Raw genomic sequence first — 25,678 nt, forward strand, 5'->3', positions numbered from 1 at the left:
TGCGTATTAATTACACGTATATCAATTGGGAAATATTATATATAGCAATAGCTTGAGTGTTGTTTTATGCTACAAAAAAGATAATTAATATTTAGACAAGGAATAGAATAATGGACGAAGGATTGTTCTCAAGCTTAGGGGCCGTATCTGTTGTTGTTTTAGCCGCGGCTGATGCCGTTAGAAATGACAAAAATTTGAAAGATGATTGGACTAGAAGGTTTAAGAAAGGCATTGGTTGGGCTGTATTATTTTCTTTTATTCCCTGCATTTTATTGTATGCAGCGAATAACAGTAATGCGAAGAAAGGTGAGCCAGCATATACTGTTTTGCAATGGGTGGTGAGTTTGCCTTTAACGGCCTTAATTTCTATCACAATTTTTACTTTGTTATTTGTTTTACGCCCGCACCCTGAAAGAAATTCGTTCAAACCTCTCAAAGTATTTACGTTAATTTTTTGGGCTGGCGCAATCGCATTTATTTTTTATGCCAGCATCTTTCTTGTAAATCAATTTGCGCTTTTATTCGTGTAACTATCAAATGCCAGTAACCAACATCTAAGTTACTGGCACCCATCATTAATGGTTAAAGCAGTTAACATGTGTCGCCAAGCAGCTGTATTGAACTCTTTATTAATCCGTGTGGTCTACTAACTTCTTGTTTTATTTAACCTGAACTCGCGTTTAGGTTATTTTGAAATTTACCTAGAGTCTATTTTTCTCTAGGTATATCAGTTAGAGAATATATGGACGTAGTACTTAAAGAAATAACCAGTTCAAATTATGAGTTAGTGTGTGATTTAGATGTAACAGAAGATCAGCAAGATTACGTGGCGTGTAATATGTGGTCGCTGGTTGAATCGCATTACAACTCTGGCTATACCTGCAAAGCAATTTATTGTGATAACCAAGCTGTTGGCTTTTTTATGTGGGTGCAAGAATCATCAGAAAAAGTGTCTATTTGGCGGTTTATGATAGATCACAAATATCAAAATAAAGGCATTGGCAGAATCGCATTAAATCAAGCACTTGACGCGATTAAGTTAACACCGGGGTTGTGTGAGATTGAAATATGCTATAACCCTAAAAATCCTGTCGCGAAAGACTTTTACTCAAGTTTTGGCTTTCAAGAAGTGGGTATGGATGAAGACAACGAAGACATGCTCGCGATAGTATCGCTATAGTTTGCAATAATACTAAAAAGGGGCGGTTTTTAGTGAAAACTTGCCCCATTTTAGTTAGCGCATCACCTAAAGCTGGCGTGTTAAATCACTTGTTTTAAGTCTGCTAACGACACAGGCTTTAAGATCACATGTTCAATTTGGTGTTTGGCAAGCGCTTCCGCGGGTGGTTCGCTACCGCTAACAATAACCAGGTTGGCATCACACTCTCTTGCCTTTATTTCACTTGCAAGGGTTAAACCTGAGCCATCAGCCAGGTTTAAATCGAGGCAAATCGTATCAAACGCGGTGTCGTTGTCTAATAAGGCACAACATTCGCTAAAACCGCTTACACTGTGACTTTCACAGCCAAGTGAATCAAACAGCAAACACATTAAATCGCGGGTGTTCTTATCATCTTCTACCACTAAAATACGCTGTTTAGTTGCGTTTTCATTAGCGGAAGATGCGGGTTTTTCGCTGGTGCATGGTTTTGCTTGTAAATGCGCTTCAAGCGACTGGTAAAGCAATTCGGTATTTATTGGCTTGGTAATAATGCCATCAAAACCAAGGGCAAGCAGGGTATCGATATTGTCTTTTTGTGCAGCTGCGGTGAGGGCAATAATTGGTGTGTTAATACCTTGCTTTCTGAGCGTAACAATGGCTTCTCTGCCGCCCATTTCGGGCATATGCAAATCCATAAAAATAAGATCAAACGCCTGCTCGCCTAAGCACACTAAGTTAACGGCATCGAGCCCGTTATTTGCACAGGCTACTTTTGCGCCAGTGTTACTAATTAGGTTTTTTAATAGGGTTTGGATTTCTGGCAAGTCTTCAACAATTAATACATCACCTTTAAGTGATAATGGGCAAAGCTGGCTTTCATCACTTTTGCTTGCTGCTAAGCTAAGAGGCTGGCATTCACCAATGTCGGTGCCTAAGTCAATATCAAAACAAAAGGTGCTACCAACACCTACTTCGGATTCGAGCGTAATTTTTCCGCCAAACAATTCAACTAAAGCGGCACTAATTGCCAGCCCCAAACCTGCGCCTTCTGATGTGCGGGTTATGGTGTCTTGTAATTGCTCAAACGGCTTAAATATTTGCTTTTGTTTTTCTTTAGCAATGCCAACGCCGGTATCTTGTACTGCCACATTTAAGCAATAGTGGTGATTTTGCTGCACCAGCTTAAACATCACTTCAACTTTGCCTTCGGGGGTAAACTTTATGGCGTTGTAAACAAGGTTAATTAAGATCTGCTTTAGCCTTTTGGCATCGGTCATAATTACTGTTGGCAGGTCGCCTTTTGCTACTATGCTAAGCGCAATGCCTTTTTTCTTTGTTTCCATTGAAAACAAACTTTGCAGATCGGCAATTAACGGGCCTAGCTCAGTTGGTGATTTTTCAATGTTTAAACTGCTGGCATTAATTTTTGATAAATCGAGTACGTCGTTTAGCAAGTTAAGTAAATGCTGACTGTTGTTATGAATAATATCCAATTCGGGCTTAATATTGCTAAGTTGACGGTTGTCGCGCAGCAGTTCAGTGTAACCAATAATTGAGGTAAGTGGTGTACGTAACTCATGGCTTAAATGCGCCATAAAACGGTCTTTTGCGCGGCTATCCGCCTCGGCTTTGTAGCGCTCTAGGCGCTCGTTTTCCAAGTCGCGTCGTGATAGTGCATATAAAATCGCCCGATTAAAGCGTGGGCTGCTTATTTCAGATTTTAATAAAAAGTCATCTGCGCCGTGGGCAAGGGCTTCTTTATCAAGCCGATCGTCAGATTGACCAGTCAGCATAATAAACGTAGTACTAAGTTTAAGTGATTTGGCGGCCTCTAAAATAGATAACCCCGTATGAGCGCCTAAGTGATAGTCTAAAAAGCACAAATCCACTGGCTGTTGTTTAAGTTGGTCGAGTACACTTTGGTAGTCACTTAACCAAGTTACATCAAATTGGTAGTTAGGAATTTGCTCAAGGTAATCTACCGTTAGCAAATAATCATCCTCATCGTCTTCTACCAATAAAACACTTACACGCTCAATACTTGTCATATTAATCCCTATGGCAGTTCAACAATTTCAATCCAATATTTACCAAGCTGTTTCATCAGTTCAACTAAGCCTTCAAAAGTAACGGGTTTAGTAATGTACGATGCTGCGCCAAGATCATAACCACGCAATTTGTCTTCTTCTTGCTTTGAAGTAGTCAGAATAACCACCGGAATAGAGCGCAGTGCAGTATTTTCTTTAATCAGCTTTAGCGCTTCGCGGCCATCCATACGTGGCATATTTAAATCGAGCAAAATAATATTAGGGCGCGGGTATTTTTGTTTATCTTCAAACGGCGCTTGATTGTTTAAATACGCCAACAGTTCAACGCCGTCATTTACAAAATATAAATTGTTGATTACTCGGCTTTCTTCAAGTGCGTCTTGGGTTAGCAAACGATCATCTTCGTCATCGTCGGCCATTAAAATGTTAATTCGTTTTACTTCAGCTTCCAGCATTACTATTTTCCTCTAAATGAAATGATGATGCTGCAATCGGCAGTATCATGGTAAACGTTGTACCTTGGCCAACTTCGCTGTGTGCAGTTATTTGGCCGCCATGGCGCTCTACAATACGTCTGCAAACCGACAAGCCAATGCCTGTGCCTTTGTAAGCGGTGCGACTGTGCAAACGTTGAAATGGAGTGAAAATTTTATCGCTGTAATCTTGTTCAAAGCCTATGCCGTTATCGCACACATCGATTTGTATCCATTCGCTGGTAATATCATCTAAATGTTGTGCTGGGGCGCTAGTCTCTGACACGGTTACATTGATTTCGGGCGCTTTATCGGCTTGTCTGAACTTAAGCGCATTCGATAACAGATTTAAAAATAACTGTTGTAGTTGGCTTTCGTCACCCTCAATTTTTGGCATGCTTGTCAGCGTTATGGTGGCGTTTGATTCGTTAATAGCGATTTCAAGGTCGTCTAACACGCCTTCAAGTACGGTGTTTAGGTCTACTTCAACAAAGGCTTTCCCTTTTGTCGTTACCCGTGAAAGCGCTAGTAAGTCTGATATTAACAACGACATACGCGCAGCAGCATTATCCATGCGCGATAAGTAATCTTTGCCTTTATCGTCAATTGCGCTGGCATAAAGCTCAGTAATACGCGCTGAAAATGCGCGAATTTTACGCAGCGGCTCTTGCAGATCGTGTGATGCAATAAACGCAAAATCTTCTAACTCGCGGTTACTGCGACCAAGCTCTTCGGCGTAAAGTTCCAGCGCTTGGGTGCGTTCTTGTACTTTTTCTTCAAGTAATTCGTTACTTTTTTCAAGCTCTAACGCGTTTTGTTTAACATTGCGCAGGTGTTTAATAAGCAATATTAAAAACAGGCTACTCATCACAATACAAATGGTGGCAAACCAAATTAGGTTTGCTTCAGAAGTTTTACGTGCGTTACTTAAGCGGGTAAGTAAGTGATTACGAATAATGGTTTCGTTTTCTATGATCTCTTGATAAATGGTGCGTAAGTCTAGGTCAGATATCTGCACATCTTTTAAAAGGCGCTTAGGCGAGCGCTCAGAGTTTGTTTGTACGTGACGAATACCAGCGCCTACTAAGGCAAACTTTGCTTCGGCGTAGCGCACAAAGTTGTCGATACGTTTTTGCTGAATATCGCTTTCAGAGCGAATTTCGCGGGCTTGCGTAATACTCTCAGAAAATTGATCTAACGCTTTTTTGTAAGGTGCTAAATCGTCTTCTTGCAGCGTAATTAAATAAGCGCGCTGGCTTGATTCGGCGTTGAGTAAGTCGATGTGCAAACGGTCAATCGCCAGCATCACCTTTGATGTGTTTTGAAAACTTTGCTGAATTTGCGCAATACTTTGGGTGTTTTGTAACCCAATAAACGTAATGGTGCTAATGCCCAATACAATAATGAAAAATGCGCACCATGCAAAGGCAATACTGTGAATGGCACGATCGAAAAATGCTTTCATTATATTCACTTAGCGTTTTCAGCGATTTGTTGTAACAGCTCGCTGCAGGCTTTACTTGCGGCGATTATTTTATTCGCCGCATCGCTAATCTCGCTGTTTTTCGCTGCATCTTCACTTAAAATTTTAATGATTTCAGCATGCATTGAAATATGATTTAGTGGCTTTCGTGCATCGTGAACTAAGGTATTAAGTTGTTCATTGTTGTCAGTCATGTTTCCTCGCAAATCATGTTTTACAGTGATTCTTCGTAAGCGTTTAATCGGTTATAGAGCGTTTTAGTACTGATGCCAAGTAGCTTAGCGGCCAGTGTTTTATTACCCGAAACCGACTCAAGCGTTTTGTAAATGAGCTCTTTTTCTACCGCTTCAATGGTTTTTCCTACATCAACTTCTGGCGCATCGAAGGTAGCCGTTGGCGTACTTGGCGTAATTGCTTGCTGAACAACCGCTGGTTGATTGTTCGCTGGTGGCTGTGCAAAAGGCGATGGCTCTATTTGTTCAATATCGATTGTTTGGCTATTTGGATCAGCCATAATAAACGCGCGGTGAATACTGTGCTTTAACTCACGGATATTGCCAGGCCAATGATGGGCAAATAGCACCTGTTTACTGGTGGGTGAAAATTGATACTGAGTTTTATATTCACGGTTTAGGTCATCTAAAAAATACTCGCTTAATAGCTCGATATCTTCTTTTCGTTCACGCAATGGCGGTATTTCAATTGGAAAAACCGCAAGGCGAAAATAAATATCTTCACGCAGTACTTTCTTTTCGGCAATCTCACTCATGGTGCGGTTAGTGGCCGACACCACGCGGCAATTTACTGGAATTTGTTTGTTACCACCAACGCGTGTGACATGTTGGGTTTCTAATACGCGCAGTAAATTAGGCTGCATATCGATTGGCATTTCGGTTACTTCGTCTAAAAATAACGTGCCGTTTTCAGCTTGTTCAAATACACCTTGCTTTTGTGCAACCGCGCCAGTAAATGCGCCTTTTTCATGACCAAATAATTCGCTGCCGATTAAATCTTTGGTGATAGCGCCGCAGTTAACCGACACTTGCTCGCCTTGGCATTTGCTGGCGTTATGAATGGCTTTTGCCACAACTTCTTTACCAACACCGCTTTCACCAATTAATAATACATTTGCGTTGGTTTTTGCCACGCGCTCTATCATGGTGATTAGGTGCTGCGCCGCTTTTGATTTACCAATTAAACAGCCAAAGTGACGCTCTATTTTCGTTGTGCTTTTGCTAGTAACCGCAGGCTCTTTAAACAATACGCGCTTTACGTCGTCGGCTTGAATGGGTTTGGTTAAGTAGTCGATTTGATCATCGCACAGTGAAGCAATGGCGGTTTTTACCGACGGATGCCCGGTAATTAAGGTGATATTGACGTTAATACCTTGCGCGCGAATAAAATCGATTAGGTGAATACCGCTGCCATCGGGCAACATAAAATCTAAAAAAACATGGTCAAAGCGCGTGTTTGCAAGCCACTCTTTGGCCTCCGCAATGCTTTCAGCGGTGTACACTTCGCAGCCGATATATTCAAAAATACGCGCGCCTAATTCGTTAAATTCAGAGTCGTCATCGACCAATAACACTGTTTTCATAATGTCCTCAATGTACTGCACTACAAAGTAAACAAATTACTTTGTCATAATCCATAATGATTTTTCTTTTATTTCAATGGTTAGTGTTTCGCACGTTTTTATTTCGCCATCAATACTATACCTTACTGTGTCGCCGTGTTGGTGTAAACAAACACGCTTACAAAGCGCATGATTTACGTTGTTTTCGCTGTGTTTTTTCTTACCTTCTAGGCCATTAAACACAAGTTGCGCAAGGCTAAACGCTGCGCTGCTGTTTTCATCGTGTTCGATTAAGGTGATATCGAGCTGCCCATCTTGGTAGTTAGGCTCGCCACCGCCTTGTGCTAACACGGTAGAAAACGGCGCGGCATTGGCAATCACTAAACTGTTTACGTTCAACTCTTTGGGGTTTTGTTCATCAACTGCAATACACACTTTTTGTGATTTGCTTTCAGATACCGCATTAATAAAGCCGCTAATGTAAGCAAATTGACCACCTTGATTTTTCTCTTCGCGATTAGCAAAGCTGATCATTTGCTCTTCAAAGCCAAATGCAATTAGCAACAAAGCGGTGTGTTCATTGCATTGAATGGTGTCAATTTGCTGTGTTTTACCTTTTACAATTGCTTCGCATGCAAGTGTTATGGGTTCTAACTTAGTTTGCACACCAAGCAATACGTGTGCGAGCGCGTTAGCAGTACCCAGCGGAATAAAACCTAAATGGCAGTCGCTGTTAACAAGCGCATGGGCTACGGCTGTTACGGTGCCATCGCCACCACAGGCAACCACTTTATTATGATTACGTTTCAAACGCAGGGCGAGCGCACTTACATTGGTGTCTTTTTCGGTAAAGTGAAATTCAAGCAAAAAGCGCTGGGTTAAATAACCAATCACTTGGTTATCGTATTGATACCATTTACCGCTACCTGAAACTGGGTTTATCACCAGCGGTAGGGTTTCGGTTTTTGCGAGTAAATCAACGTGTGCAATGGCATTTAAGCGTTTTTTTTGCGAACGATTTAAACGCGCGGTTTGGCGTAATTCTTTTACTTTATCAAGCGCACCTTGAGTACTGAGCTTATGTTTATAAAGTAAATAAGCACATAATAAAAATACCGAACGACCACGGCCAAGCGCACAGTGGATCACCACTTTTTTGTTAAGCGTGTGCATTGCCTCAATCCAACGTAATGCATGGAGGATTTGCGCGCGAGTAGGCGATTGGTGATCAAGCACCGGTAAATTTAAGTAGTACAACCCTTCTTGCTCAGCCGACCAATTTAAGCCGTCAAATTCCGCAGTTACGTCTAAAATCGCGTCAATTTTATTGGCTTTTAACATAGGAATATCGCTTGGGAATAAACGACACGCGATAAACATTTGGTCTTCAACTTGTTGTAACGCAGGTACGGAGTCTTTGTAGCGCTGCCATGCGTTGTAAAGTTGCGCGCACAGTAAATAAGGTAACAATACCAGTTTAATAATTACTGGAATTTGCCCTGTTGCGCGTTTGCGAAAGAAGTTTGGTTTTTCAAATAGGTAAGCGCTAAACACTATTAGCACTGAAAGCAGAATCCAGCTACTGGCAAAAATAAATAACGGGTGTTTAGACACATAAACAAGACCGGATGCCGCAACAACCAGCAATAAATAAATGAAAGTTACATTCATACTATCAACACCTCAAAACTAAATAACATAAGGTTACAAGAATCGTACCTAAGGCTTTTTGTATGTATTTCAATGTGATAGTGGTTTTTAGGGCGTGTAATTACTACCCGTTTGAAAAAATTACAAAGGGTATAAAGTAAAGGTGTGTAAAAATTACATACCTTTATAAATATGCTAGCCTAGCATTATTTTATTAAGCAAATTAAAGGGATGTTATGCGTTTTTCCCGCTATTTTAATGTAAGTATTTTAGCACTTATGTTGATCATCGTTGGTTGCGGTGAGAGTTACCAAGCATTACGTGATCGCGAGGCAAAGGAGCAGCAAAGCTGGCCTAAATGGCCTGAGTTTGAAGCCGCTGTGCCAAAACCCGATTGGTGGCATTCAGTACCAATTAAGTACATTGATCCTATGAATTTTACATCGGAAGAGATGACAGCCTATTACGAGAAAAATACGGGCGATGATAAATATAAACGTGATTTTAAAGTAATTTATGCGCGAATGCTTAAGCATCAAAACAATGCCCAAGAGATTGCAGGCTTTTTAGGTCGTGGCACGGTAAGCGAGTTTAAACCATTTTACGAATTCTATATCACACACTTTTTAGATGAGACATGGCAAAGCGAGTATTGCAAGCAATGTAACGACGCTAACTCTGCCATTAATATAGGAACCCAATGGCTTTATTATTTAATCGAGGGCGGCGAGTATGAACGAGCGCAAAAAATTATCGATCAGTTGTTAGAGTCGAAATACCCTCGGGCGATCCCGATGCAGCGTTTTTATTTAATTCGCTCTTACCGACACTTACTAGCCAAAACGGTTACCGAAAAAGAAATATACAACCAATTAGAACCGTACATTGTCGAAAACTATAAGTTGGCTGAACAAAAGCAAGACTACAAATTAATGCAGCGATGGTTAGATTTATAACGCGGTTTGCCACAGTACAAATTGAGCGAGCAAGGATTTATCAGTTGCTAGTCAGTAAGCCTTGAAAGAACGCATTAAAAAGCCCGAATAAATCGGGCTTTTTTAATGTTAGTGCGGTTTATTTACCCGCTAATTTTGCGCGTGCGCTGTGCAGCTTTTTGTAGCTTTCGATTAAGCGTAGGTGCTTATCTAGGCCTTCTAGCTGTGAGTTAGTTGGTGTTAAACCATAAAAACGCACATCGCCATTAATTGAGCCAATAATCGCGTTCATTACTTCCTCGCCAAACATGCGCGTGAAGTTATGGTGGTAGTCTTCAAACTCAAGCTCGTCATCAAGTGCTACTTGCAGTGTCGCGTGCAGCGCTTGGTAGAATAGGCCGCGTTCAACGGTGTTATCGTTGTACTGTAAGAAGCTTTCAACGAGGTTATTCACTTCTTCTAAATCGCCTAACGCTAAGTAAATTAATAGCTTAAGCTCTAGAATAGTAAGCTGACCCCACACTGTGTTTTCATCAAACTCAATACCAATTAGGGTAATGATATCAATGTAGTTATCAAGCTCGCTCTCTTCCAAACGATTAACTAAATCAGCTAGCTCGTCGTCTGACAGTGAATGCAGGTTTAAAATATCGTCGCGGTATAAAAGTGCTTTATTGGTGTTATCCCAAATTAAGTCTTCTGCTGGGTAAACTTCAGAATAACCCGGTACCAAAATACGGCATGCTGTACCAAGGCCAGTAAATTCAGCAACATATGCTTCTTTACCGATGTCTTCTAAAATACCGAATAGGGCATCGCACTCTTCTTGGTTAGTGCCAGAGAAATCCCATTCAACAAACTCGTAATCGTGCTTAGCACTAAAGAAACGCCAAGAAATAGTACCTGTTGAATCAATAAAGTGCTCAACAAAGTTTTCTGGCTCTTGTACTGCCATTGAGTTAAAGGTTGGCTTAGGTACATCGTTTAAGCCTTCAAAACTGCGGCCTTGTAATAGCTCAGTAAGGCTTCGCTCAAGCGCTACTTCAAAGCTTGGGTGCGCACCAAATGAGGCAAACACGCCACCCGTTTTCGGGTTCATTAAGGTAACACACATTACTGGGAACTGACCGCCAAGTGAGGCATCTTTAATAACGACAGGGAAGCCTTGCTCTTCAAGCCCTTTAATACCCGCAACAATGCTTGGGTATTTGTTCAGTACGTCTTCTGGTACATCTGGCAATACAATTTCTTGCTCGATGATTTGGCGTTTTACCGCGCGCTCAAAGATTTCCGATAAACACTGTACTTTGGCCTCTGCAAGGTTGTTACCCGCACTCATACCATTACTTAAAAATAAGTTTTCAATCAGGTTTGACGGGAAGTAAACCGTTTCGCCATCTGAATGACGGGTGTACGGAATTGAACAAATACCGCGCTCAACATTACCTGAGTTAGTGTCGATTAGGTTAGAACCACGTAGCTCTTGCTCTGGGTCGTAAATATCCAGCGTGTAGTCGTCTAAAATCTCGTTTGGTAGCTCATCTTCTGGGCCTGGTTTAAACCATTTTTCATTTGGGTAATGAACAAACTCGCTGTTGGCGATTTCTTCACCAAAGAACTGATCGTTATAGAAAAAGTTACAGTTTAAACGCTCAATAAATTCGCCAAGAGCCGAGCACAGCGCGCTTTCTTTGCTTGCGCCTTTACCATTGGTGAAACACATTGGCGATGCTGCATCGCGAATATGAAGCGACCATACGTTTGGCACAATGTTACGCCACGATGAGATTTCAATTTTCATACCCAAGTCTTCTAAAATCTTGGTCATGTTTTGAATGGTTTGCTCAAGCGGTAAGTCTTTACCTAAAATCATGGTATTGGCGTCGCCCTCAGGCTGACCCATTAACATGGCTTGCGCGTCTTCATCAAGGTTTTCAACCGCTTCTACTACAAACTCTGGGCCTGTTTGAATTACCTTTTTAACGGTACAACGGTCGATAGAGCGCAAAATACCTTCACGGTCTTTGTCAGAAATGCTCTCTGGCAGCTCAACTTGAATTTTAAATATTTGGTTGTAACGGTTTTCTGGGTCAACAATGTTATTTTGCGACAGGCGAATATCGTTCGTTGGAATATCGCGCGCGTTACAGTACACCTTTACAAAATACGCCGCACACAGCGCAGATGAGGCAAGAAAATAATCGAATGGACCAGGTGCGCTACCATCGCCTTTATAGCGAATAGGCTGATCGGCAATAACGTTAAAGTCGTCAAACAGCGCTTCTAAGCGCAAGTTATCAAGATAATTTACTTTGATTTCCATGAATTAGGTTCCAAGTGTGTCGCCGCGAATAGGTGGTTGCAGCAAGGCAAACATAATGGCTGTAATTATCCGCTTTTTTAGCGCTTAATTCACTAAAATCGGAAAATAAATACGTTTTCCCAAGTTCAGCTTATCTATTGTCACATTTGGTGACTTATTTAAGGGAGTAAATTAAGCAACTACGGTGGGAAAATGTTTAGGGTTAATGCGGATACTAAAAGCTATCGAAATATATGTTCAGTTATTACAAGTCATGTATAAGAAAAGTGACTTACTTCTAGAAAAACCAAAAGTAAGCCACATTCTAGAGAAAATACATGTTAGTAATTAAATTACATTACTAATCTCATCAATCAGTCCAATATAATGCTTCTTAACTTTTTTCTGGACATAGTAACTTTCGCCATTCCAGGATTTATCCCAGTTGTCGCTACTGAAAGACCATTCTTTTAGTCCACTCAGTTGTGTATCCATTTGTGCAAGGCTCCCCGTTAAACTCTTTTCCGCTCTGATATTAGTGCTCAATGATATACCTTTCCATGCTACATGTTCACCAGCAGCAGCAGAGTACGGAATAGGGTAGAGTGTAATGTTAAAATCTCTATTGGTTAAGGTTTTAGTGTCTTTATTCGCTTCAAATTTTATAAATTTTGCCAAGCTTGGTTTAGAAAATGTAATTTCATGATCATAAATAGAAACAAGGCCCCCCTTCTCGGGACCAAATGCCCATAATTCTTTGTCAGGAGTAATTAAAGGTAATACTTTCAGGGTGCTTGCGAATTGCTCGTAATTTCCTGAAGCGGCTTCAAACAAATTGGATACTAACTTGTATGACTTACTATCAGCACTTTCATTGCTTGATACATCGCTGACTGATTTTGTTACGAGTTGACCATTTTCTTTGACCTCATGAATTAAACCTAGAGCTAATTCAGCATTTCTTAGGAAGGTATTCTCATTCCAGAATTTATAAATATCACCAATAATTGTTCCCAAGCTTTGTATGATAGAGCTCAAAATATTGTCTTTATGGTAATTATTTTGTAACTCGCCAGCAGCATTGGAGAAGCCATTGGCAATATCATAAGTTTTCACATCAGGTAAAGAACGATTTAGCCGTTTTATTTTTTTGATACCCGACGCATCAGCTGTTAAATATAGACGTGCCAGTGTTTGAAGATCTTGTAGCAATACACGCTTTCGGATTTCTTCAGAGCCCTCGATATATTCAACATTATTCAGATATCCCTGTGCCATCCAAGGAAAAATATCAGCCCAATTGCTTATCCAGACACCTAAAGGTACGTAGTCAGCCAAGTTGGCATTTGTACTAACGTTTTGGCTCAATAAACGTTCGGATTTTGAAGCCAATAGTAAATTTTGGTGAAGTTCGTCGTTTGGCTCTAATACATTGATGTTATTGTCATTAACATCATCCTGAAGCTCCTCGAGAGCATCAATGTTAGCGGGTTGTTCGGACTCAGCTATAAATTCTTTCAAGGTCAATTTAGGGTTTAGTTTTTTAGCTTGGTCAAATGCGGATGCCGTCGCAAATGCTTTCAAACCATCTAGGTCTTTGATTTCGCCAACTTTACTAGAAATTCCCTCGCTAGGCTTTGGCTTAACGAAATCAGGTATAGTTGGAGGTCCTTGATTAATAGTCATATTAGGGGCGACAGCCATTACTTTAACATCAGCAAGTTGCTCAAAAGTTTTATTACTAACTTGTTCAAACCATTTATCAATTTGTGTGGTTAGCACGCTGCCACTTACATAACTATTACAGGATACTGTTACATTCGCATAATTATTAGAAGTTCCCCCGTCATACGTACTCTTGACAGCGACAGAAGAACCTACACTGGCATAAGAGAAATCTGCTTTCCCCCCATATTTCCATGTTTCGGACTCACTACCTGATGTCATCTCCATAATGATCCCGCCCATAGCACCCCAAGTAACCCCTACAACTATACCGTCACCAAAGTTGGTGCAAAAGCGTTGAGATAAATCAATCCACTTTTGCAGGTAGGGCTTCAATTCAAAAAATCTACCGTCATTTTCATCAAGTTTATTTAGGTCCAAGTCTAATTTGGCTGTTTCCTTTACTACGTCATTAAATGCATCCAATACCCCTAATGCATTTTGTCGAGTTGCATCATCTAAACTTGCCAAAAAATCACTGGCAGTTAATGACTGAAAATCAATATACTCAACTCCAGCCACAGATTGTGCGTTATAGCTTACAGTAATTGACTTAGTTGCTGTTGCTGATGAATTACCAACATAAGCTGAAAGAGATGACTTCACCTGTGAAACCCCAGAAATACCGTAAGCGCCGCACAATCCAAAAGACCCTTGGTTCATTTTATCGCTATATACATAGCTACTCTCGCCAGACATGCTTTTTTGATGTTCGACCTGACTAACCATTTTGCTAACTGGCTGGGTCAAAACACTGGCTTTAAATTTAGTCGTTCCAGATGTAACTGTTGAACCTATCGTTACTCCAAAAAGAGGATTTAATATTTGTTTCGCGTCCATAATTTGTCCTTAAATTAGTCTAAGAAGTTATATTGAATAATGTTTTTAGCTGTCTGGGCATTCATGTAATCAATATAAACAATGTTGGGAGGCGGCTGATTTTCATCTACAATTTGCTTTTCTAAAGCTGCGGGTAAGGCTTGATTAGCTTTCGATGCCAGAGATTCAATACTGCCACCAAAGAATGTTCCTACATCTGGTGTTAACGTCCAGGACAAAAGGAACATAAAGTTCTGACCCAATCCTCCGAAGCGGTGCCATTTTTCAATCTGATCTTTTTCCATTTTAGAAAGATTAGTGGTGTTGGTGTATTGGTCGCATACCGTCAGGTTCGGGCCTCTGAATTGGCAATCATCATTGTTACTGCCGTTTTCTAGGAATCCGTCGTGATAACGGAATCTACCCTGTTTAGCTGTTGTATTTTCGTCGTAATCAAACGTCAATATCATTTTTCCACGGGTATTCTTTAGCAGTATATTTGATAAATTCACCTTGTAGTCTTGATTGGTATAGAGATATTTACTATAAGTGGGTGTTGATAAGAATTGTTCGATTCTGTCTTTTATTTCGCGCTGTTTATCTCGATTACTTCTTATGTGGGAAAACTTCAGAATCAGTGTTTCACTCGGATAGTTTTTTAAAAACGCTAAGGATTGATTCATTACACTTTCGAGTGACTGACCGTTACAACCCAAGTCGCCGGAACGATGGTAAGTCACTAATTCTCTGTGATCATAATCCACACGTATATCAAAAAAACGTGAACCTGATTCTAATTGTCCCTCAATGTTAAGTTGCTGCGTTTTAACCATTCCAGTATTCAAACTTGAACCCCAGTCACAATGATGTAGTTCCGACATTCCTGCATCGTGACTTCCAGGCATTACTATTCGACTGATCTTTAAATTATCGTCTAGCAGGGACATCCAATTTTCATTTGAAAAATTGACGCCATTAGCAACGGAAAGATTAGGTAAACTCAATAAATAGAGAGACAAAAAACAATTAAGTCGCAACATACGCGTCCTCCATGTACGTTTTAAAAAACAATTAATTAGCATATAGCTCAAAAGTGATATCTTGGTCATGGCCTTTAAAACTGCCTTTAATATCATGAGTTATTGCATCTGAAGGGGTAGGAATAATTCGGTATGAGCTAGTTGCTGTTCCAAGCGGATGATTAAAGTAAAATTCTACGGTAAAACTTTCGTCCGCAGCTTTATAGACGACGGTACCTTCTGGACCAGGTCCAAAAATTGTAACGCAGTCGCACTTCCAGCTCCCTGTTGTCTCTATTGATTGTGGTGGGTCAACTTCAAATTCCCCATGTTCTGCTTTTTTTGATTTAAGCTTAAGTTCTTTATTTGTAAAGTTTTGAACTGTCATTTTCACTGGTCTTACGCTCATAAATTTCTCCTAAAATTTTATTATCTGTCCCTGATAAAGGGCGTAAAAATAGAATAGACGAGTTTTCTTTTTCCGTTATTACGAGTTATTACATGGTTGAAAATGCCTCGGGTAAGTAATCAGGCATGTCCAAAATTAAAAATAAATACATAAGAAAAGGGGGAGTGTAAGAATGTAGAATCCAAAAGATAGAAATCTTAAGGGTTAGATGCTGAGTAACGATGCGTTGCTAAACTTGTTTTACAAAGTGACAAAATACAAATTGTTGGGTTGTATCAAAGGGGGTTTTATGAGTTTCATGGCGTTGATCTTTAAGCACAAAATGCTCACCAAATTCTTCTTGTAAGCTTTCTGCACTGTAGCGCACAATAGGCAAGCCGCTGCACTTTTCTGGGCCGTCTTCTGCAAAAGTAGCAATAATAATGTGGCCATGTGGTTTTAGCGCATGCATTACGTTTTTAATGTAAGCGCTGCGCTCTTTAGGCGTTGTTAAAAAGTGAAACACCGCGCGATCATGCCATACATCAAATTGCTGTTTTGGCAGTGTTACGTTTGTTATATCCGCTTCAATCCACTTTACATTTGCTGAATTTTCGCCAATGCGCTTTTTAGCCGTTTCAATCGCAGCACCAGATAGATCAAGAACCGATAACTGCGTGTGCTCATTTAACAGCAAGTCATCAACCAAAGTGGACGTGCCACCACCCACATCAATAATGGCAGCACTTTTTTCACAATTTAAACGGTTTATAAACTCTAACGAGGTAACCGCATGCGGCTGAAACCAACTCACCGCATTTGATGCTTTTGTTGTGTAAACCGTTTCCCAATGTGATTTCTTGTGCATAGTGTTTCCTGAGTTGGTTTGGTGGTGCTGTATTAAATAGCTAAAAAGTATCTTAAAGTAAATAGAGAGAGCGCGAACTTAGTGTTTTGCGTTTATTGTTTAATTTACTTGTTATACATTTTGTTCCCGCGCCAAACGTCCTTTAGGCTTGTACTCTTGGAGTAGTTCACGAACCATAAACTGATAATCAGGATGCTTTTTAAAACTGTAAGAAATGAAAAACGCTTTTGTAGCTTCCGCCGAACTCAAGTGTTTAATTTCTCCGACATTTTCACCTACAACCAAGCTAAATTTAACACCTGGAATGTAAAATATATGATGGTGATAACCTAATTTTTTGGATGAAGTGGGGAAAGACACTTTTGGCATAATATCTTCATCGGTATCTACGTAAACCGCTAAATACGCGTTCGAAGGAAATCCTTGCTCCCCAAGGAGGTAACGGCGGAATTCTTCTTGGTAACGTGAGCCCAGTGACCTTTGATTAGAGTTTTTTGCCATTGGCCAAGCTGAAGCGCGCCAAACGATACTTGCTGCAAAATATAGATAGCAGTCAATCTTAGGGAAGTCGTTCTGGATTGGGTTAAACCAACGCTCTCCTCTGATACTTGCAAATTGCTTTGCACTTTTGAGGCGCTCGAGAAGCGGGAACTTGTCAGTGCCAGCATGGCACTCTGACACAACAGCATTTTCCCCTAAGCGAGAAAAGCGCAATTCACACTCAGAACAAAGAAAATGTGAAGTAACTTGAAAATCAGAATAGAGTGATGATTTGTCATGGCTTTGATTTAAAACTAGATCATCACCATCGAAAGCTCCTTTCAATTTTTTGTAAAGTGCCTTTGGCATAAGATGACTATTTCTTAACTCTTTGTGTTCTAGACAAAGACCGCATTGATCTAATCTCAAAGTTACACCTTTTATAAAATGTAAAACGCTTGCCTAACCGGCATGAAATAGCAGGCTAAAACTTTCGAAGAAGCAATCAACGGGGTCTGAGTCGTTGATTTGTTGGATTGAAACCATGAAGCCAAAATCAACAACTCTGACCTCATTGGTTTGCTTTCAATATTAATCACTGCTGATTTCGCAAATTATATTACTCCCTGCACAAAAGCGTAGCACCTTTGGTGCAGATTGTTACATTCTACTTAATCATTACACCTATCCAATCCCGAAATAGTAATCGACCTTCACAATCAAATATTTCACATTTCATTGTATGTAATCCGCGATACAAAGTTGCCTCGCTAAGTTCCACCTTGGAAATAGGCGGGATGTTTTTGTTAAATTTGCTAATAGGTTTTTTATGAATATATTCATTTTGACCAGGTTGTTCTATATCTCGTTCAGCTTCTGGTGTGTCTTGACCATGATTAGTTTTCCTAAACGTTACCTTAAGAGGAAACCTTAGCCTATTAGTAGTACGAGCCGTTACTTCAAAAATTAACGGAATATTTGGGTTTAGAAACCTCGAAGCTGAAATATATTCACTCTTACTCTCGTCTATCACTGTAAAGCATTTGAAATCAAGTTCAGTATTGTTTTTTACATTACTACCACTAATTTTTTCTCTAAAGCTTCGAGGGAGCGCACTAAACTGTAAGCTCTTAGAGTAAGCTAGTTGTCGCATATCGTAATTTATTGGATTTCCAAAATTATCGGTAATATTTGGTATAACTACTGGAAGATTTTCAGGTATGCCGTTTATTTCTTTGGACTTTATATCTGAGTATTTTTCAGGCCAATTTACAAAATCCAACAACCCTTTACCTAACATTGTTTGATTTTTGCTTGCAAGGCTTTGAAGTTTAGAAGCCATGTCTACGGGTAAACCAGTTGCGGAAACTTCTCCAACATTTTGATATCCGAAGCTTCCCCATAAAACTTCATGATCATCACCAAAATCACAACCGACTCTAAAACCAAAGTCTTTCGCGTCAAGGCCTTGACGTTCCATCCAAGGCTTAATACTTTCTTCTAAAATAGCCCTTAAAGTAATAGAACAATTGATAGCATCAGCAACAGCATCTTCTTTTTCAATATCACTCCCGCCAAAAAAGGCCATTACAGCATCCCCCATTAATCGGTGAACATGACCATCAAATGATCGAATAACCTCTACACAAGTTTGTATGACTGCATTTTTAAACGTAAAAACAAAATCTAATGGGTAAAGTAGAGAAAGTCGAGTTGAGCCTTTAATATCAGCAAATAGAGTGCAAGTGTAATGGTTTACTGTATTTCCAGTGCCTTCAAGGTCGATAAAGTCTGGATGTGTTCCGATTGGAGATTCATTTACCCCCTTTTTTCCAAAATGGGGGCGTATTTGCGTTTGTAATAGAAACTCTTCTTGAGGCCCTGCCTGCAGGTCTTGCAACGACTCCTTCAACGGACATGGTTCTGCAGCTTCCATTGTCAATGACTTTGACTTATTTACAGTCATTAAATCTGAGCGACTTTTAACAGAATCGTAAAAGTCTTCAAACATCCTCTCAAAATTAGCCATTTTCTATATAACTCCTTCTAATATAAGTAACAATAATGAAATTGCTAATAGCGGAATGACGCCATAACTTATCATTCTTACTGAGGTTTTTAGTAATCTGAATTTTCCGTCAATAATTCCAGCAACTACATAAGTTTGTTTAGATAGGTCTTTGAGAAGATCTGCGCTAGTTACTTCCTCTATTTTTTTTATATAACCATCAGCTCCATTTTCCGTATTTTTAACATCTCCAAAGAAAATCAGTGATTTATAATCACTGCTGGTTGTTGTGTTTGGAAAAACAACTCTTAAAAGGTTTATTGCTGAACAAAGTGAAAAAGTAATAGTTAATATAGAAAAGATAATTGCAGAATAGTATAAGTAGTTACAACTTCCAGCTTCAGGAACTAGAGACATAACGCGAATTGTTAGACCAAGTATAATTGCCCCAATAAATGACATCATTAGTCCAACTTTGAAGTTTGTTGTTGCAACGTAATGATCATACCTTTTTAAGACATCAAACAAAAACGCTGATTTATTTATCAAATTATCGCTGTCGCTCAAAACCTTCTCCTTTATTTCTGGATAGCATCGGGGAGCTAATAGATAATTAGTACGCATTTTGATTTAAGGGAGTTACCCATATCCTAAAACTTGCATACTAATAAGTAGTTTTATTTAATATTTTCAGTTGATTATTAGCATGGTCTCACACTAATAATGTAAAACTAGGTTGGTATTAACGCACTATTATTTAATAGCACTCTATCATCATAAAATAGCGCCTTAAAAGGCACCTTTAGTATTATATGGAGTTAAATTTATTTAACTATAACAAGGTATTACAACCACCAGTTAGATGAACGCGCCAAGTGTGGTGCCACACAATTTGCCTTGTTTATCAAAATGCTCAACGTATCGAGCTTGCTTATATAAAATGTGTTTTACTACTGCTGCAACTCAGCACTTAATAATGCAATCGCCAATTTATTATTTTTACGTTTAGCAACGTCTAACGCGGTGTTGCCGCGCTTATTTTTGCGTGATGTATCGGCACCGTTTTTAAGTAAATAACGCAAATTTTCAATTTTGCCTAAGTACGCCGCATCAATGGCGGGTGTGTCGCCGTTATTATTCGCGATATTTACATCGGCACCGTGTGATACTAGTAATTTTACTAATTCAAAATTGTTGGTGCTCCAGCCTGCAAGTATTAATGCGGTATCGCCAGCCTTTGTTTGGGCATTTAGGTTTGCGCTTTGTTGTATTAGTAGCTTCGCTCCTTCCAATAAATAAGGGTCTTTACGAAAGCTTGTTATAAATAATGGCAGAACGGTGCTGTTTGAATTATGCAGCTGGGTTTTGTTGCCTGCGGCATTTTGTAGCATGCGAAAATAGTCGTGCTTGTTGTTGATTAACGCAAATGCAAACAATGAATCTTTATTGATGATGATATTTTCAAATTTAGCGCCATGGTCTATTAGGACTTTTGCCATTTGAACACGGTTTAGTATTACCGATTGATAAAAAGCCTCGCAGATTACGGTTTGTTGATTGAGTGTAGATTCAGTAATTGTGTTATTTAGTGCGCTTAAATCATTATTTTTCACCGAATCTATTAGCGGGTGATTTGGTACTAAAGCGGGTGCTGTATTGTCGATAACGCCTTGTAGCCAAGGGTAAATAGACGACACTCGGGTGTAATATTCGCCAACGCCGTAGCGCCCCTCGGGAGTGCCATTGCTAACCTGATACGAGCTTATGCCAATCACAACCTGTGTGTTATCAACAATAACAAATGCAGGGCCGCCACTGTCACCGCGTGAGCTAATGCCTTCAAGCTGGGTAGCCGTTTCGGGTTTATTAAAAGTAAATCCAATCACATGCTCATTGGCACTTGCTACGGTATTTGTTGCGCCTCGTTGCTTAGCATCATCTCGAATAAGGCCATCTTGCCCGTTACCAAAGGTGCCTCTGCCAACAAAAATAACCTGTTGCCCAACTTCATTTTTTTGCTGATTTAGCGTCGCTGGTTTCGCGTTTTTTAGGGGATCTTTCAATTGAACCAGCGCCGCATCGTAAAATTCGTCATTTGCGCGTTTAAATTTGGGGTGGGTGACAATTTTTTCGACGCGGTATTGGCTGTTGATATGTCGCGCAGTAAAAATGTTACTTTCTTTACCTGCTACGCAGTGCGCTGCGGTTAATAGCCAGTTGTTATTAATTACGGTAGCGGCGCAACCAGCAACATAAGCAACAGACGGTGAATACTGCTCGCCAAGTGCTAGGTACTTTTTATCGTCTACATCGTGTCTGATGACAATGGCATTAACCGCAGTTGTAGCAAAAAGTAGTGCGAGCGAAATAACAGTATTCAATGTCAAAACGTATATCCCTATGTTGAGTTTGCAAGTGAGCGACTTTCCGCTTTTGTGTTCGAGTCACAGCGCTTTTATACCTAAAAAGCGCAAAATAGTGTTACTACAATAAGTGAGGCAGGGATAAAAGCCAACAGTATTTTCTAAGCTAAACAGATTGTTAGCTTTGTTAAGCACCTATAAGCATTTTTGTGTAAATACAGCCCATACCAACGGCTATAAAACCAAAAAAGCAGAGACTGAAAGTGCGTTCAGGTATTGCATGAAAGGCTAACGACGGCATTTGTTTTAAAATTGATAGTGGCGGAATAACTAACACGGAATGGCGTTCGAATTTTTTATATTTACTCGCGAGCTTGGCAAAAAACAATTTAAAGCCAGCCACATACATTAATACAAAAGTTGAAGCACCAAGTAACTCAACCATCGCCATGAGCTCTATGCTCATCATGATTTCTGGCCCAGCTACAAGCACAACAATTATTGCAGCTAATGAATGCCAACTTCCTTTTGCTATTAATTTTTTGAACGAGTTAAACAAAAACCTCTCCTTTTATAGCTAACTAATTAGTTAAGTGGCGTAGCTTAAGCACCTTGTTAGACTGAAATAAACGCATATAACCATGAGAAAAAGAAATACAAGGGTACCGCTATAAAACACGAAGGGACTAGCGGTAACATAAGCACGACTAGGTTGTATGCGACAAATGTGTTTACTGTTTGATCTTTAGAGCCATTAGCATGAATAAAGTCATCTGTTGCATCTCTATTTTTAACTTCTTTATAACCACTATCGAAATCAGGCGCGTTAGTAACAACAGCTTTGTACATGTACTTAAATAATGGTGAGCAGATTAAAGCGCCTGCTATCACTGAAATTAGCGCTATTCCTGTATTCAATGTTCACTCCTTGAAACTTAATAGTGTTGATAATACTTGGTAAAAATTAGTGACAAAGGAGCTTCAACCAAGGTTTTTACCTTTGTTTAATGTCTTGTTATACATACTTCTCGATCACTGCCCTGAATTCTTCAGCTTGGATGTTATTAGAAAAAGCTGAATTTGGAATGATAATCGCGTACATATTATCTAGGAACAGATAATAGTCGCCATCATTTACACTAACTGACTCAATTGCTTCCCAGCTGAAAAAAGAGGTAGCGCAATCTTTTAATACCCGTAGGCCATCATCTTTGATTTCTATCGTGCTCTCGGAAAGCAAAAAGCCATTGTCTGTCGGTAATGTGTTTCTTTGAATTTTTAAGATCTCGGTAAAATAAATACCAATTCCAACTAGAAACGGTAGTAAAACAATAACAGCAGTAGGAATGTCAAAGTCGAAGCTTTTTTTACCTACGACTTGGAATATGAGCATGAAAACAATTGTCACTAAAAACCAAATCATAAAACTTGCTATAAGAGACTTTTTTTCGCTTGTTTTATTAGAAGCTCGCTTTAATGCAAACTTGGAGAACTTTTTGTAATCATCTTGTTGAATTCGAAAAGTGATCAACATCCTGTGACTCTACCTCTAGTATGTGTAACGCCTACTTAAACAAAATGGCTAAAGTGAGTGATGTAACGCCGATTCAGGGGCTTGTTATGTTGCATTGAACCCTAAATTATTTATTTTTGCTCCACAATAAAAGCAATTTGTACGACGCTTTGAAATTCTGTGACCACAATCAGAACACTCAGTTGGTTGTGCTAATTTGCCATCGGCTTTACCATCTCGAAGATCTATTTCTTCAATTTTCTCCATAATTTGTTTTTCAGATATACCCAATTCATTTAATAGCTCTAACGCTGCCAAGTTCATAATATAAAGTTGGTCTATTTTTTCGGAAAGAGTGTCAACATGCGCTTCATTTTGATACGAACGAATTTTTGTTTGACTACCTTCAACAGAATTTTTAGATATTCGAAGATCTTGAAACATATTGGTTAGAAATTGCATCCGTTCTCCTTGGAAACATAACAGCGTATTAGTGTGCATAACGATTTAAGCGCGTTATCTCGACTTTAAAATTTGCAGATTAATTATTTTTTATTTAATTATTTCAGTAGATTATCAGTATCGTTTTAGGCGTATAACGTGAAGCTTGGCAAGTATTAAAATTGCCTCACTTAATCGCGTCTAAATTTGTATCGATATTGGTATAGACTTCTTCCTGAATTTTCACGTTTTATCTCAGGCGTTTTCATTAATCAGTTTGATTGGCGTGACATTCCCTGTTTGGACATTAAGCCTTGTTATACTTTTACACCACGGATTTATCGTAACACACTAACTCTATAACGTTATTCTCAGGGTCTTTTACGTAAATTGAGCGCCACTGACACCATTGATGTTCGGCGGTTATTACTTCGCAACCGGCATTTTCTAGCCTTGTTTTCTCGCTTAAGTAATCTTCTGATGAAATTTCTAATGCAAAATGATGCAGGCTTGAACAAGCTGGTTCAATGGTTGAAATGTTGTCATTGACAAATGCTCTCGGTAACTCTTCGGCAAATAAACCGATTACTTGTGTATGACCACCAAAGCCCTCTGCAATTTTAAAAAATGCGACTTTGGGAAATTCTTTAATCAGTTTAAGACCAATAATGTTGGCGTAGAACGCTTTCATACTGTCCAGATCGCGCACTCTAAGTACTGTTTCGCCTAATCCTTTAATTGCAGGGTTCATCTCTTTCTCCTTAAAACATAATACCAATTCACTTAAGTAGCTGATCATCCTAGCGGACTAAATATTATGCTAACTGCGTTAGAATTTATCAATGTAGAACAAGTACATAAGAAAAATTCCGCCTTGTTACCATTTCATTTATCCAGCGCTATCCCTGATCACATACTTAACAGAATTGGTATAACAGCGTATTAGTGTGCGTAACGATTTAAGCGTGTTATCAAGACCTTAAAACCTTGCAGACTAATTATTTCAGTAGATTATCAGTATAGCTTTAGGCTTACAACGTTAAGTTTGGCAAGTGTATTTATGGCTTACTTAATGGCGCTAGACGTTGGATTACGTAAGTCAGCGGTTTTATTTAAATACGAGAAAAGTCTAAAAGTTTGCTTAGTGCAGTGTGTTTCCAGCTAAGTAAAGGGTTTAAATTGTGCTCTTTGATAAGCGATCTGATTAATTATTTTGCGCTGCAATATTGGGTGCTTTAATAACAAAGCCGCGTTCTCTGTCGCCGTCGAATCCGACTGCGCTATACACTTTATGGGCACCATTTAGCTTTGCGCCCGACAGCAGCATGACTTTATAGCAGTTTAACTGCCATGCTAAATCAATTGCATAACTGAGCACTTGCTGGCTTAACCCTTGGCGGCGAAAATCGCGGCGCGTTACAACATGTTCAATTAAACCAAACGGGCGTGCGCCAACGGCAATACTTAAATTGATACTGAGCGCGCAGGTGGCTGCAAGCGTGCCATTAATATCAGCAACCACTATATGGGTTCTGTCGTCATTGATTATTTGTTGCCAGCGCTCAATGGCAAGTGTGGGTGGCAGTGAAGGGTCGTTTGGTCGCAATTCGTTATAGAGTTTTAATACACCAACTAAATCATCCTTGTTAGCGAGTCGGATCATGGTATTTCCCTTGTTTGGCTACGTTATTGCGATTGCTTTTGAGTACGTTTAAACCAACGAATTTGTTCACTTTGGTCGCGCGTGGGGGTGCCGCCTTGCTTCGCAACTGTGTCGGCATTGCTTGCCAGCATTTTTTCGGTATTGAGCTCTATTTTTTCTAACAACATCATTAGCGTTGCTTGTTCCGTTTTGCTAATGCCTGCTAATACAGCATCGCAGCGCTTAGCCATATAGTCTGAAATTTTTTGGTAAATTGGTTTGCCGTTGTCACTGATTTCAACCAGTTTACTGCGGCTTTTTTGATGGTCGTTCGATGCTAAAATTAGCCCTTTTTTTAGCAAGCCGTTAATAGCGCGGGTTACCGAGTAGGGGTCTAAGCGTGTTTGATAGGCAATATCGGCCGCATTAATTGGCCCATAAGAGCCAACATTTAACAGTACGCGAATTGCTCGAGTGTCTAAGTCGGTAATTTGTTTTACATAAGCGTCTCTATCAAGTACCAGTAAATTACTGGCGGTTGCAATGCGGTAGGGAACCTGCTGATAGAGATCAAGCGCGTCATTGGTTTTACTGCTTAATGAAAAAGACGTTTGGCGTTTGTTTGTTGTCATAGCGCGTTATTGATTTTTATATTTAGGCACGGTACTGGCTGCAAAATAGCATATTTAACCGATGTGAAACACTGAGAAATAAGTATGTATAAAAACTAGACATGGTTTAGTGGCTTGATTATATTTATGTTGCATATGCAACATAAATATA

Annotated in this window: 25 protein-coding genes; 3 read left to right on the forward strand and 22 right to left on the reverse strand. The window is 39.6% G+C overall.

All coding sequences use genetic code 11. From position 1 onward, the window contains the following. Nucleotides 1-110: 110 nt before the first annotated feature. Nucleotides 111-530, forward strand: a complete 420-nt coding sequence (locus tag C2M30_RS16220) for a hypothetical protein (protein WP_105172430.1) — start codon at nucleotides 111-113, stop codon at nucleotides 528-530. Nucleotides 531-742: 212 nt separating this feature from the next. Next, nucleotides 743-1,180 (forward strand): GNAT family N-acetyltransferase, encoded by a 438-nt coding sequence (locus C2M30_RS16225; protein ID WP_105172431.1) that lies wholly within the window; start codon nucleotides 743-745, stop codon nucleotides 1,178-1,180. 80 nt (nucleotides 1,181-1,260) lie between these two features. Here C2M30_RS16225 and C2M30_RS16230 read toward each other — a convergent pair whose 3' ends face one another. Genes C2M30_RS16230 through C2M30_RS16255 form a run of 6 tightly spaced genes read right to left on the reverse strand, consistent with a single transcriptional unit; the run spans nucleotide 1,261 to nucleotide 8,413 of the window. Then, complete coding sequence (locus C2M30_RS16230) at nucleotides 1,261-3,210, reverse strand: response regulator (protein WP_234004759.1); 1,950 nt, start codon at nucleotides 3,208-3,210, stop codon at nucleotides 1,261-1,263. Nucleotides 3,211-3,218: 8 nt separating this feature from the next. Next, the gene (locus C2M30_RS16235) at nucleotides 3,219-3,665 is read right to left on the reverse strand and encodes a response regulator (RefSeq protein WP_105172433.1); all 447 of its coding nucleotides are present in this window, start codon (nucleotides 3,663-3,665) and stop codon (nucleotides 3,219-3,221) included. Continuing rightward, the gene (locus C2M30_RS16240; RefSeq protein ID WP_105172434.1) at nucleotides 3,652-5,148 is read right to left on the reverse strand and encodes a sensor histidine kinase; all 1,497 of its coding nucleotides are present in this window, start codon (nucleotides 5,146-5,148) and stop codon (nucleotides 3,652-3,654) included. The genes C2M30_RS16235 and C2M30_RS16240 overlap by 14 nt, the downstream gene beginning before the upstream one ends. Before the next feature lie 5 nt (nucleotides 5,149-5,153). After that, on the reverse strand, nucleotides 5,154-5,360 hold the full coding sequence (locus C2M30_RS16245) for a hypothetical protein (RefSeq protein ID WP_010558585.1): 207 nt from the start codon (nucleotides 5,358-5,360) through the stop codon (nucleotides 5,154-5,156). 20 nt (nucleotides 5,361-5,380) lie between these two features. Next, on the reverse strand, nucleotides 5,381-6,763 hold the full coding sequence (locus C2M30_RS16250) for a sigma-54-dependent transcriptional regulator (protein WP_105172435.1): 1,383 nt from the start codon (nucleotides 6,761-6,763) through the stop codon (nucleotides 5,381-5,383). A 36-nt stretch (nucleotides 6,764-6,799) separates the two neighbouring features. Further along, nucleotides 6,800-8,413 carry a diacylglycerol kinase family protein gene (locus tag C2M30_RS16255; RefSeq protein WP_105172436.1) on the reverse strand — a complete coding sequence of 538 codons (1,614 nt, stop codon included), beginning with the start codon at nucleotides 8,411-8,413 and terminating at the stop codon, nucleotides 6,800-6,802. A gap of 215 nt (nucleotides 8,414-8,628) precedes the next feature. Between C2M30_RS16255 and C2M30_RS16260 the strand changes: the two genes are divergently transcribed. Continuing rightward, nucleotides 8,629-9,348 (forward strand): hypothetical protein, encoded by a 720-nt coding sequence (locus C2M30_RS16260; RefSeq protein WP_105172437.1) that lies wholly within the window; start codon nucleotides 8,629-8,631, stop codon nucleotides 9,346-9,348. 118 nt (nucleotides 9,349-9,466) lie between these two features. Here the strand turns inward: C2M30_RS16260 and C2M30_RS16265 are convergent, their stop codons facing one another. The 16 genes from C2M30_RS16265 to C2M30_RS16340 all read right to left on the reverse strand — a co-directional run bounded on the left by C2M30_RS16265 (nucleotide 9,467) and on the right by C2M30_RS16340 (nucleotide 25,527). Continuing rightward, nucleotides 9,467-11,650 carry an OsmC domain/YcaO domain-containing protein gene (locus C2M30_RS16265; RefSeq protein ID WP_105172438.1) on the reverse strand — a complete coding sequence of 728 codons (2,184 nt, stop codon included), beginning with the start codon at nucleotides 11,648-11,650 and terminating at the stop codon, nucleotides 9,467-9,469. A gap of 327 nt (nucleotides 11,651-11,977) precedes the next feature. After that, on the reverse strand, nucleotides 11,978-14,194 hold the full coding sequence (locus C2M30_RS16270) for a hypothetical protein (RefSeq protein WP_105172439.1): 2,217 nt from the start codon (nucleotides 14,192-14,194) through the stop codon (nucleotides 11,978-11,980). A gap of 14 nt (nucleotides 14,195-14,208) precedes the next feature. Continuing rightward, nucleotides 14,209-15,213 carry a phosphatidylinositol-specific phospholipase C domain-containing protein gene (locus C2M30_RS16275; RefSeq protein WP_158683501.1) on the reverse strand — a complete coding sequence of 335 codons (1,005 nt, stop codon included), beginning with the start codon at nucleotides 15,211-15,213 and terminating at the stop codon, nucleotides 14,209-14,211. A 31-nt stretch (nucleotides 15,214-15,244) separates the two neighbouring features. After that, nucleotides 15,245-15,601, reverse strand: a complete 357-nt coding sequence (locus C2M30_RS16280) for a hypothetical protein (RefSeq protein WP_105172441.1) — start codon at nucleotides 15,599-15,601, stop codon at nucleotides 15,245-15,247. Between the two features lie 229 nt (nucleotides 15,602-15,830). Then, a complete protein-coding gene (locus C2M30_RS16285) occupies nucleotides 15,831-16,448 on the reverse strand; it encodes a class I SAM-dependent methyltransferase (protein WP_105172442.1) in 618 nt (205 codons plus the stop codon). A gap of 111 nt (nucleotides 16,449-16,559) precedes the next feature. Beyond that, a complete protein-coding gene (locus C2M30_RS16290; protein ID WP_199775900.1) occupies nucleotides 16,560-17,357 on the reverse strand; it encodes a hypothetical protein in 798 nt (265 codons plus the stop codon). A gap of 238 nt (nucleotides 17,358-17,595) precedes the next feature. Next, nucleotides 17,596-18,957 (reverse strand): nucleotide-binding domain-containing protein, encoded by a 1,362-nt coding sequence (locus C2M30_RS16295; RefSeq protein WP_105172444.1) that lies wholly within the window; start codon nucleotides 18,955-18,957, stop codon nucleotides 17,596-17,598. Nucleotides 18,958-18,960: 3 nt separating this feature from the next. Then, entirely contained in the window at nucleotides 18,961-19,503 is a 543-nt protein-coding gene (locus C2M30_RS16300) for a Pycsar system effector family protein (RefSeq protein ID WP_158683503.1), read from the reverse strand. A 383-nt stretch (nucleotides 19,504-19,886) separates the two neighbouring features. Then, entirely contained in the window at nucleotides 19,887-21,323 is a 1,437-nt protein-coding gene (locus C2M30_RS16305) for an ankyrin repeat domain-containing protein (RefSeq protein ID WP_105172446.1), read from the reverse strand. A 163-nt stretch (nucleotides 21,324-21,486) separates the two neighbouring features. Next, nucleotides 21,487-21,858: a hypothetical protein gene (locus C2M30_RS16310; RefSeq protein ID WP_105172447.1), complete on the reverse strand. Its 372-nt coding sequence runs from the start codon at nucleotides 21,856-21,858 to the stop codon at nucleotides 21,487-21,489. A 56-nt stretch (nucleotides 21,859-21,914) separates the two neighbouring features. Then, nucleotides 21,915-22,217, reverse strand: a complete 303-nt coding sequence (locus tag C2M30_RS16315; protein WP_158683504.1) for a hypothetical protein — start codon at nucleotides 22,215-22,217, stop codon at nucleotides 21,915-21,917. A 97-nt stretch (nucleotides 22,218-22,314) separates the two neighbouring features. Further along, nucleotides 22,315-22,833 (reverse strand): YcxB family protein, encoded by a 519-nt coding sequence (locus C2M30_RS16320; protein ID WP_105172449.1) that lies wholly within the window; start codon nucleotides 22,831-22,833, stop codon nucleotides 22,315-22,317. 84 nt (nucleotides 22,834-22,917) lie between these two features. After that, nucleotides 22,918-23,274: a hypothetical protein gene (locus C2M30_RS16325; RefSeq protein WP_105172450.1), complete on the reverse strand. Its 357-nt coding sequence runs from the start codon at nucleotides 23,272-23,274 to the stop codon at nucleotides 22,918-22,920. 304 nt (nucleotides 23,275-23,578) lie between these two features. Next, nucleotides 23,579-24,004: a VOC family protein gene (locus C2M30_RS16330; RefSeq protein ID WP_158683505.1), complete on the reverse strand. Its 426-nt coding sequence runs from the start codon at nucleotides 24,002-24,004 to the stop codon at nucleotides 23,579-23,581. 453 nt (nucleotides 24,005-24,457) lie between these two features. Continuing rightward, nucleotides 24,458-24,916, reverse strand: a complete 459-nt coding sequence (locus tag C2M30_RS16335) for a GNAT family N-acetyltransferase (RefSeq protein WP_105172452.1) — start codon at nucleotides 24,914-24,916, stop codon at nucleotides 24,458-24,460. A 23-nt stretch (nucleotides 24,917-24,939) separates the two neighbouring features. Further along, complete coding sequence (locus C2M30_RS16340; protein ID WP_105172453.1) at nucleotides 24,940-25,527, reverse strand: MarR family winged helix-turn-helix transcriptional regulator; 588 nt, start codon at nucleotides 25,525-25,527, stop codon at nucleotides 24,940-24,942. Nucleotides 25,528-25,678: the final 151 nt, after the last annotated feature.

Source organism: Pseudoalteromonas sp. T1lg24 (genome assembly GCF_002964745.1).
Lineage (GTDB): Bacteria > Pseudomonadota > Gammaproteobacteria > Enterobacterales > Alteromonadaceae > Pseudoalteromonas > Pseudoalteromonas spongiae.

Coding starts and splice junctions, on each gene's coding strand:
- C2M30_RS16220 (WP_105172430.1), top strand. CDS start 111: ATGGACGAAGGATTGTTCTCAAGCTTAGGGGCCGTATCTGTTGTTGTT.
- C2M30_RS16225 (WP_105172431.1), top strand. CDS start 743: ATGGACGTAGTACTTAAAGAAATAACCAGTTCAAATTATGAGTTAGTG.
- C2M30_RS16230 (WP_234004759.1), bottom strand. CDS start 3,210: ATGACAAGTATTGAGCGTGTAAGTGTTTTATTGGTAGAAGACGATGAG.
- C2M30_RS16235 (WP_105172433.1), bottom strand. CDS start 3,665: ATGCTGGAAGCTGAAGTAAAACGAATTAACATTTTAATGGCCGACGAT.
- C2M30_RS16240 (WP_105172434.1), bottom strand. CDS start 5,148: ATGAAAGCATTTTTCGATCGTGCCATTCACAGTATTGCCTTTGCATGG.
- C2M30_RS16245 (WP_010558585.1), bottom strand. CDS start 5,360: ATGACTGACAACAATGAACAACTTAATACCTTAGTTCACGATGCACGA.
- C2M30_RS16250 (WP_105172435.1), bottom strand. CDS start 6,763: ATGAAAACAGTGTTATTGGTCGATGACGACTCTGAATTTAACGAATTA.
- C2M30_RS16255 (WP_105172436.1), bottom strand. CDS start 8,413: ATGAATGTAACTTTCATTTATTTATTGCTGGTTGTTGCGGCATCCGGT.
- C2M30_RS16260 (WP_105172437.1), top strand. CDS start 8,629: ATGCGTTTTTCCCGCTATTTTAATGTAAGTATTTTAGCACTTATGTTG.
- C2M30_RS16265 (WP_105172438.1), bottom strand. CDS start 11,650: ATGGAAATCAAAGTAAATTATCTTGATAACTTGCGCTTAGAAGCGCTG.
- C2M30_RS16270 (WP_105172439.1), bottom strand. CDS start 14,194: ATGGACGCGAAACAAATATTAAATCCTCTTTTTGGAGTAACGATAGGT.
- C2M30_RS16275 (WP_158683501.1), bottom strand. CDS start 15,213: ATGTTGCGACTTAATTGTTTTTTGTCTCTCTATTTATTGAGTTTACCT.
- C2M30_RS16280 (WP_105172441.1), bottom strand. CDS start 15,601: ATGAGCGTAAGACCAGTGAAAATGACAGTTCAAAACTTTACAAATAAA.
- C2M30_RS16285 (WP_105172442.1), bottom strand. CDS start 16,448: ATGCACAAGAAATCACATTGGGAAACGGTTTACACAACAAAAGCATCA.
- C2M30_RS16295 (WP_105172444.1), bottom strand. CDS start 18,957: ATGGCTAATTTTGAGAGGATGTTTGAAGACTTTTACGATTCTGTTAAA.
- C2M30_RS16320 (WP_105172449.1), bottom strand. CDS start 22,833: ATGTTGATCACTTTTCGAATTCAACAAGATGATTACAAAAAGTTCTCC.
- C2M30_RS16325 (WP_105172450.1), bottom strand. CDS start 23,274: ATGCAATTTCTAACCAATATGTTTCAAGATCTTCGAATATCTAAAAAT.
- C2M30_RS16330 (WP_158683505.1), bottom strand. CDS start 24,004: ATGAACCCTGCAATTAAAGGATTAGGCGAAACAGTACTTAGAGTGCGC.
- C2M30_RS16335 (WP_105172452.1), bottom strand. CDS start 24,916: ATGATCCGACTCGCTAACAAGGATGATTTAGTTGGTGTATTAAAACTC.
- C2M30_RS16340 (WP_105172453.1), bottom strand. CDS start 25,527: ATGACAACAAACAAACGCCAAACGTCTTTTTCATTAAGCAGTAAAACC.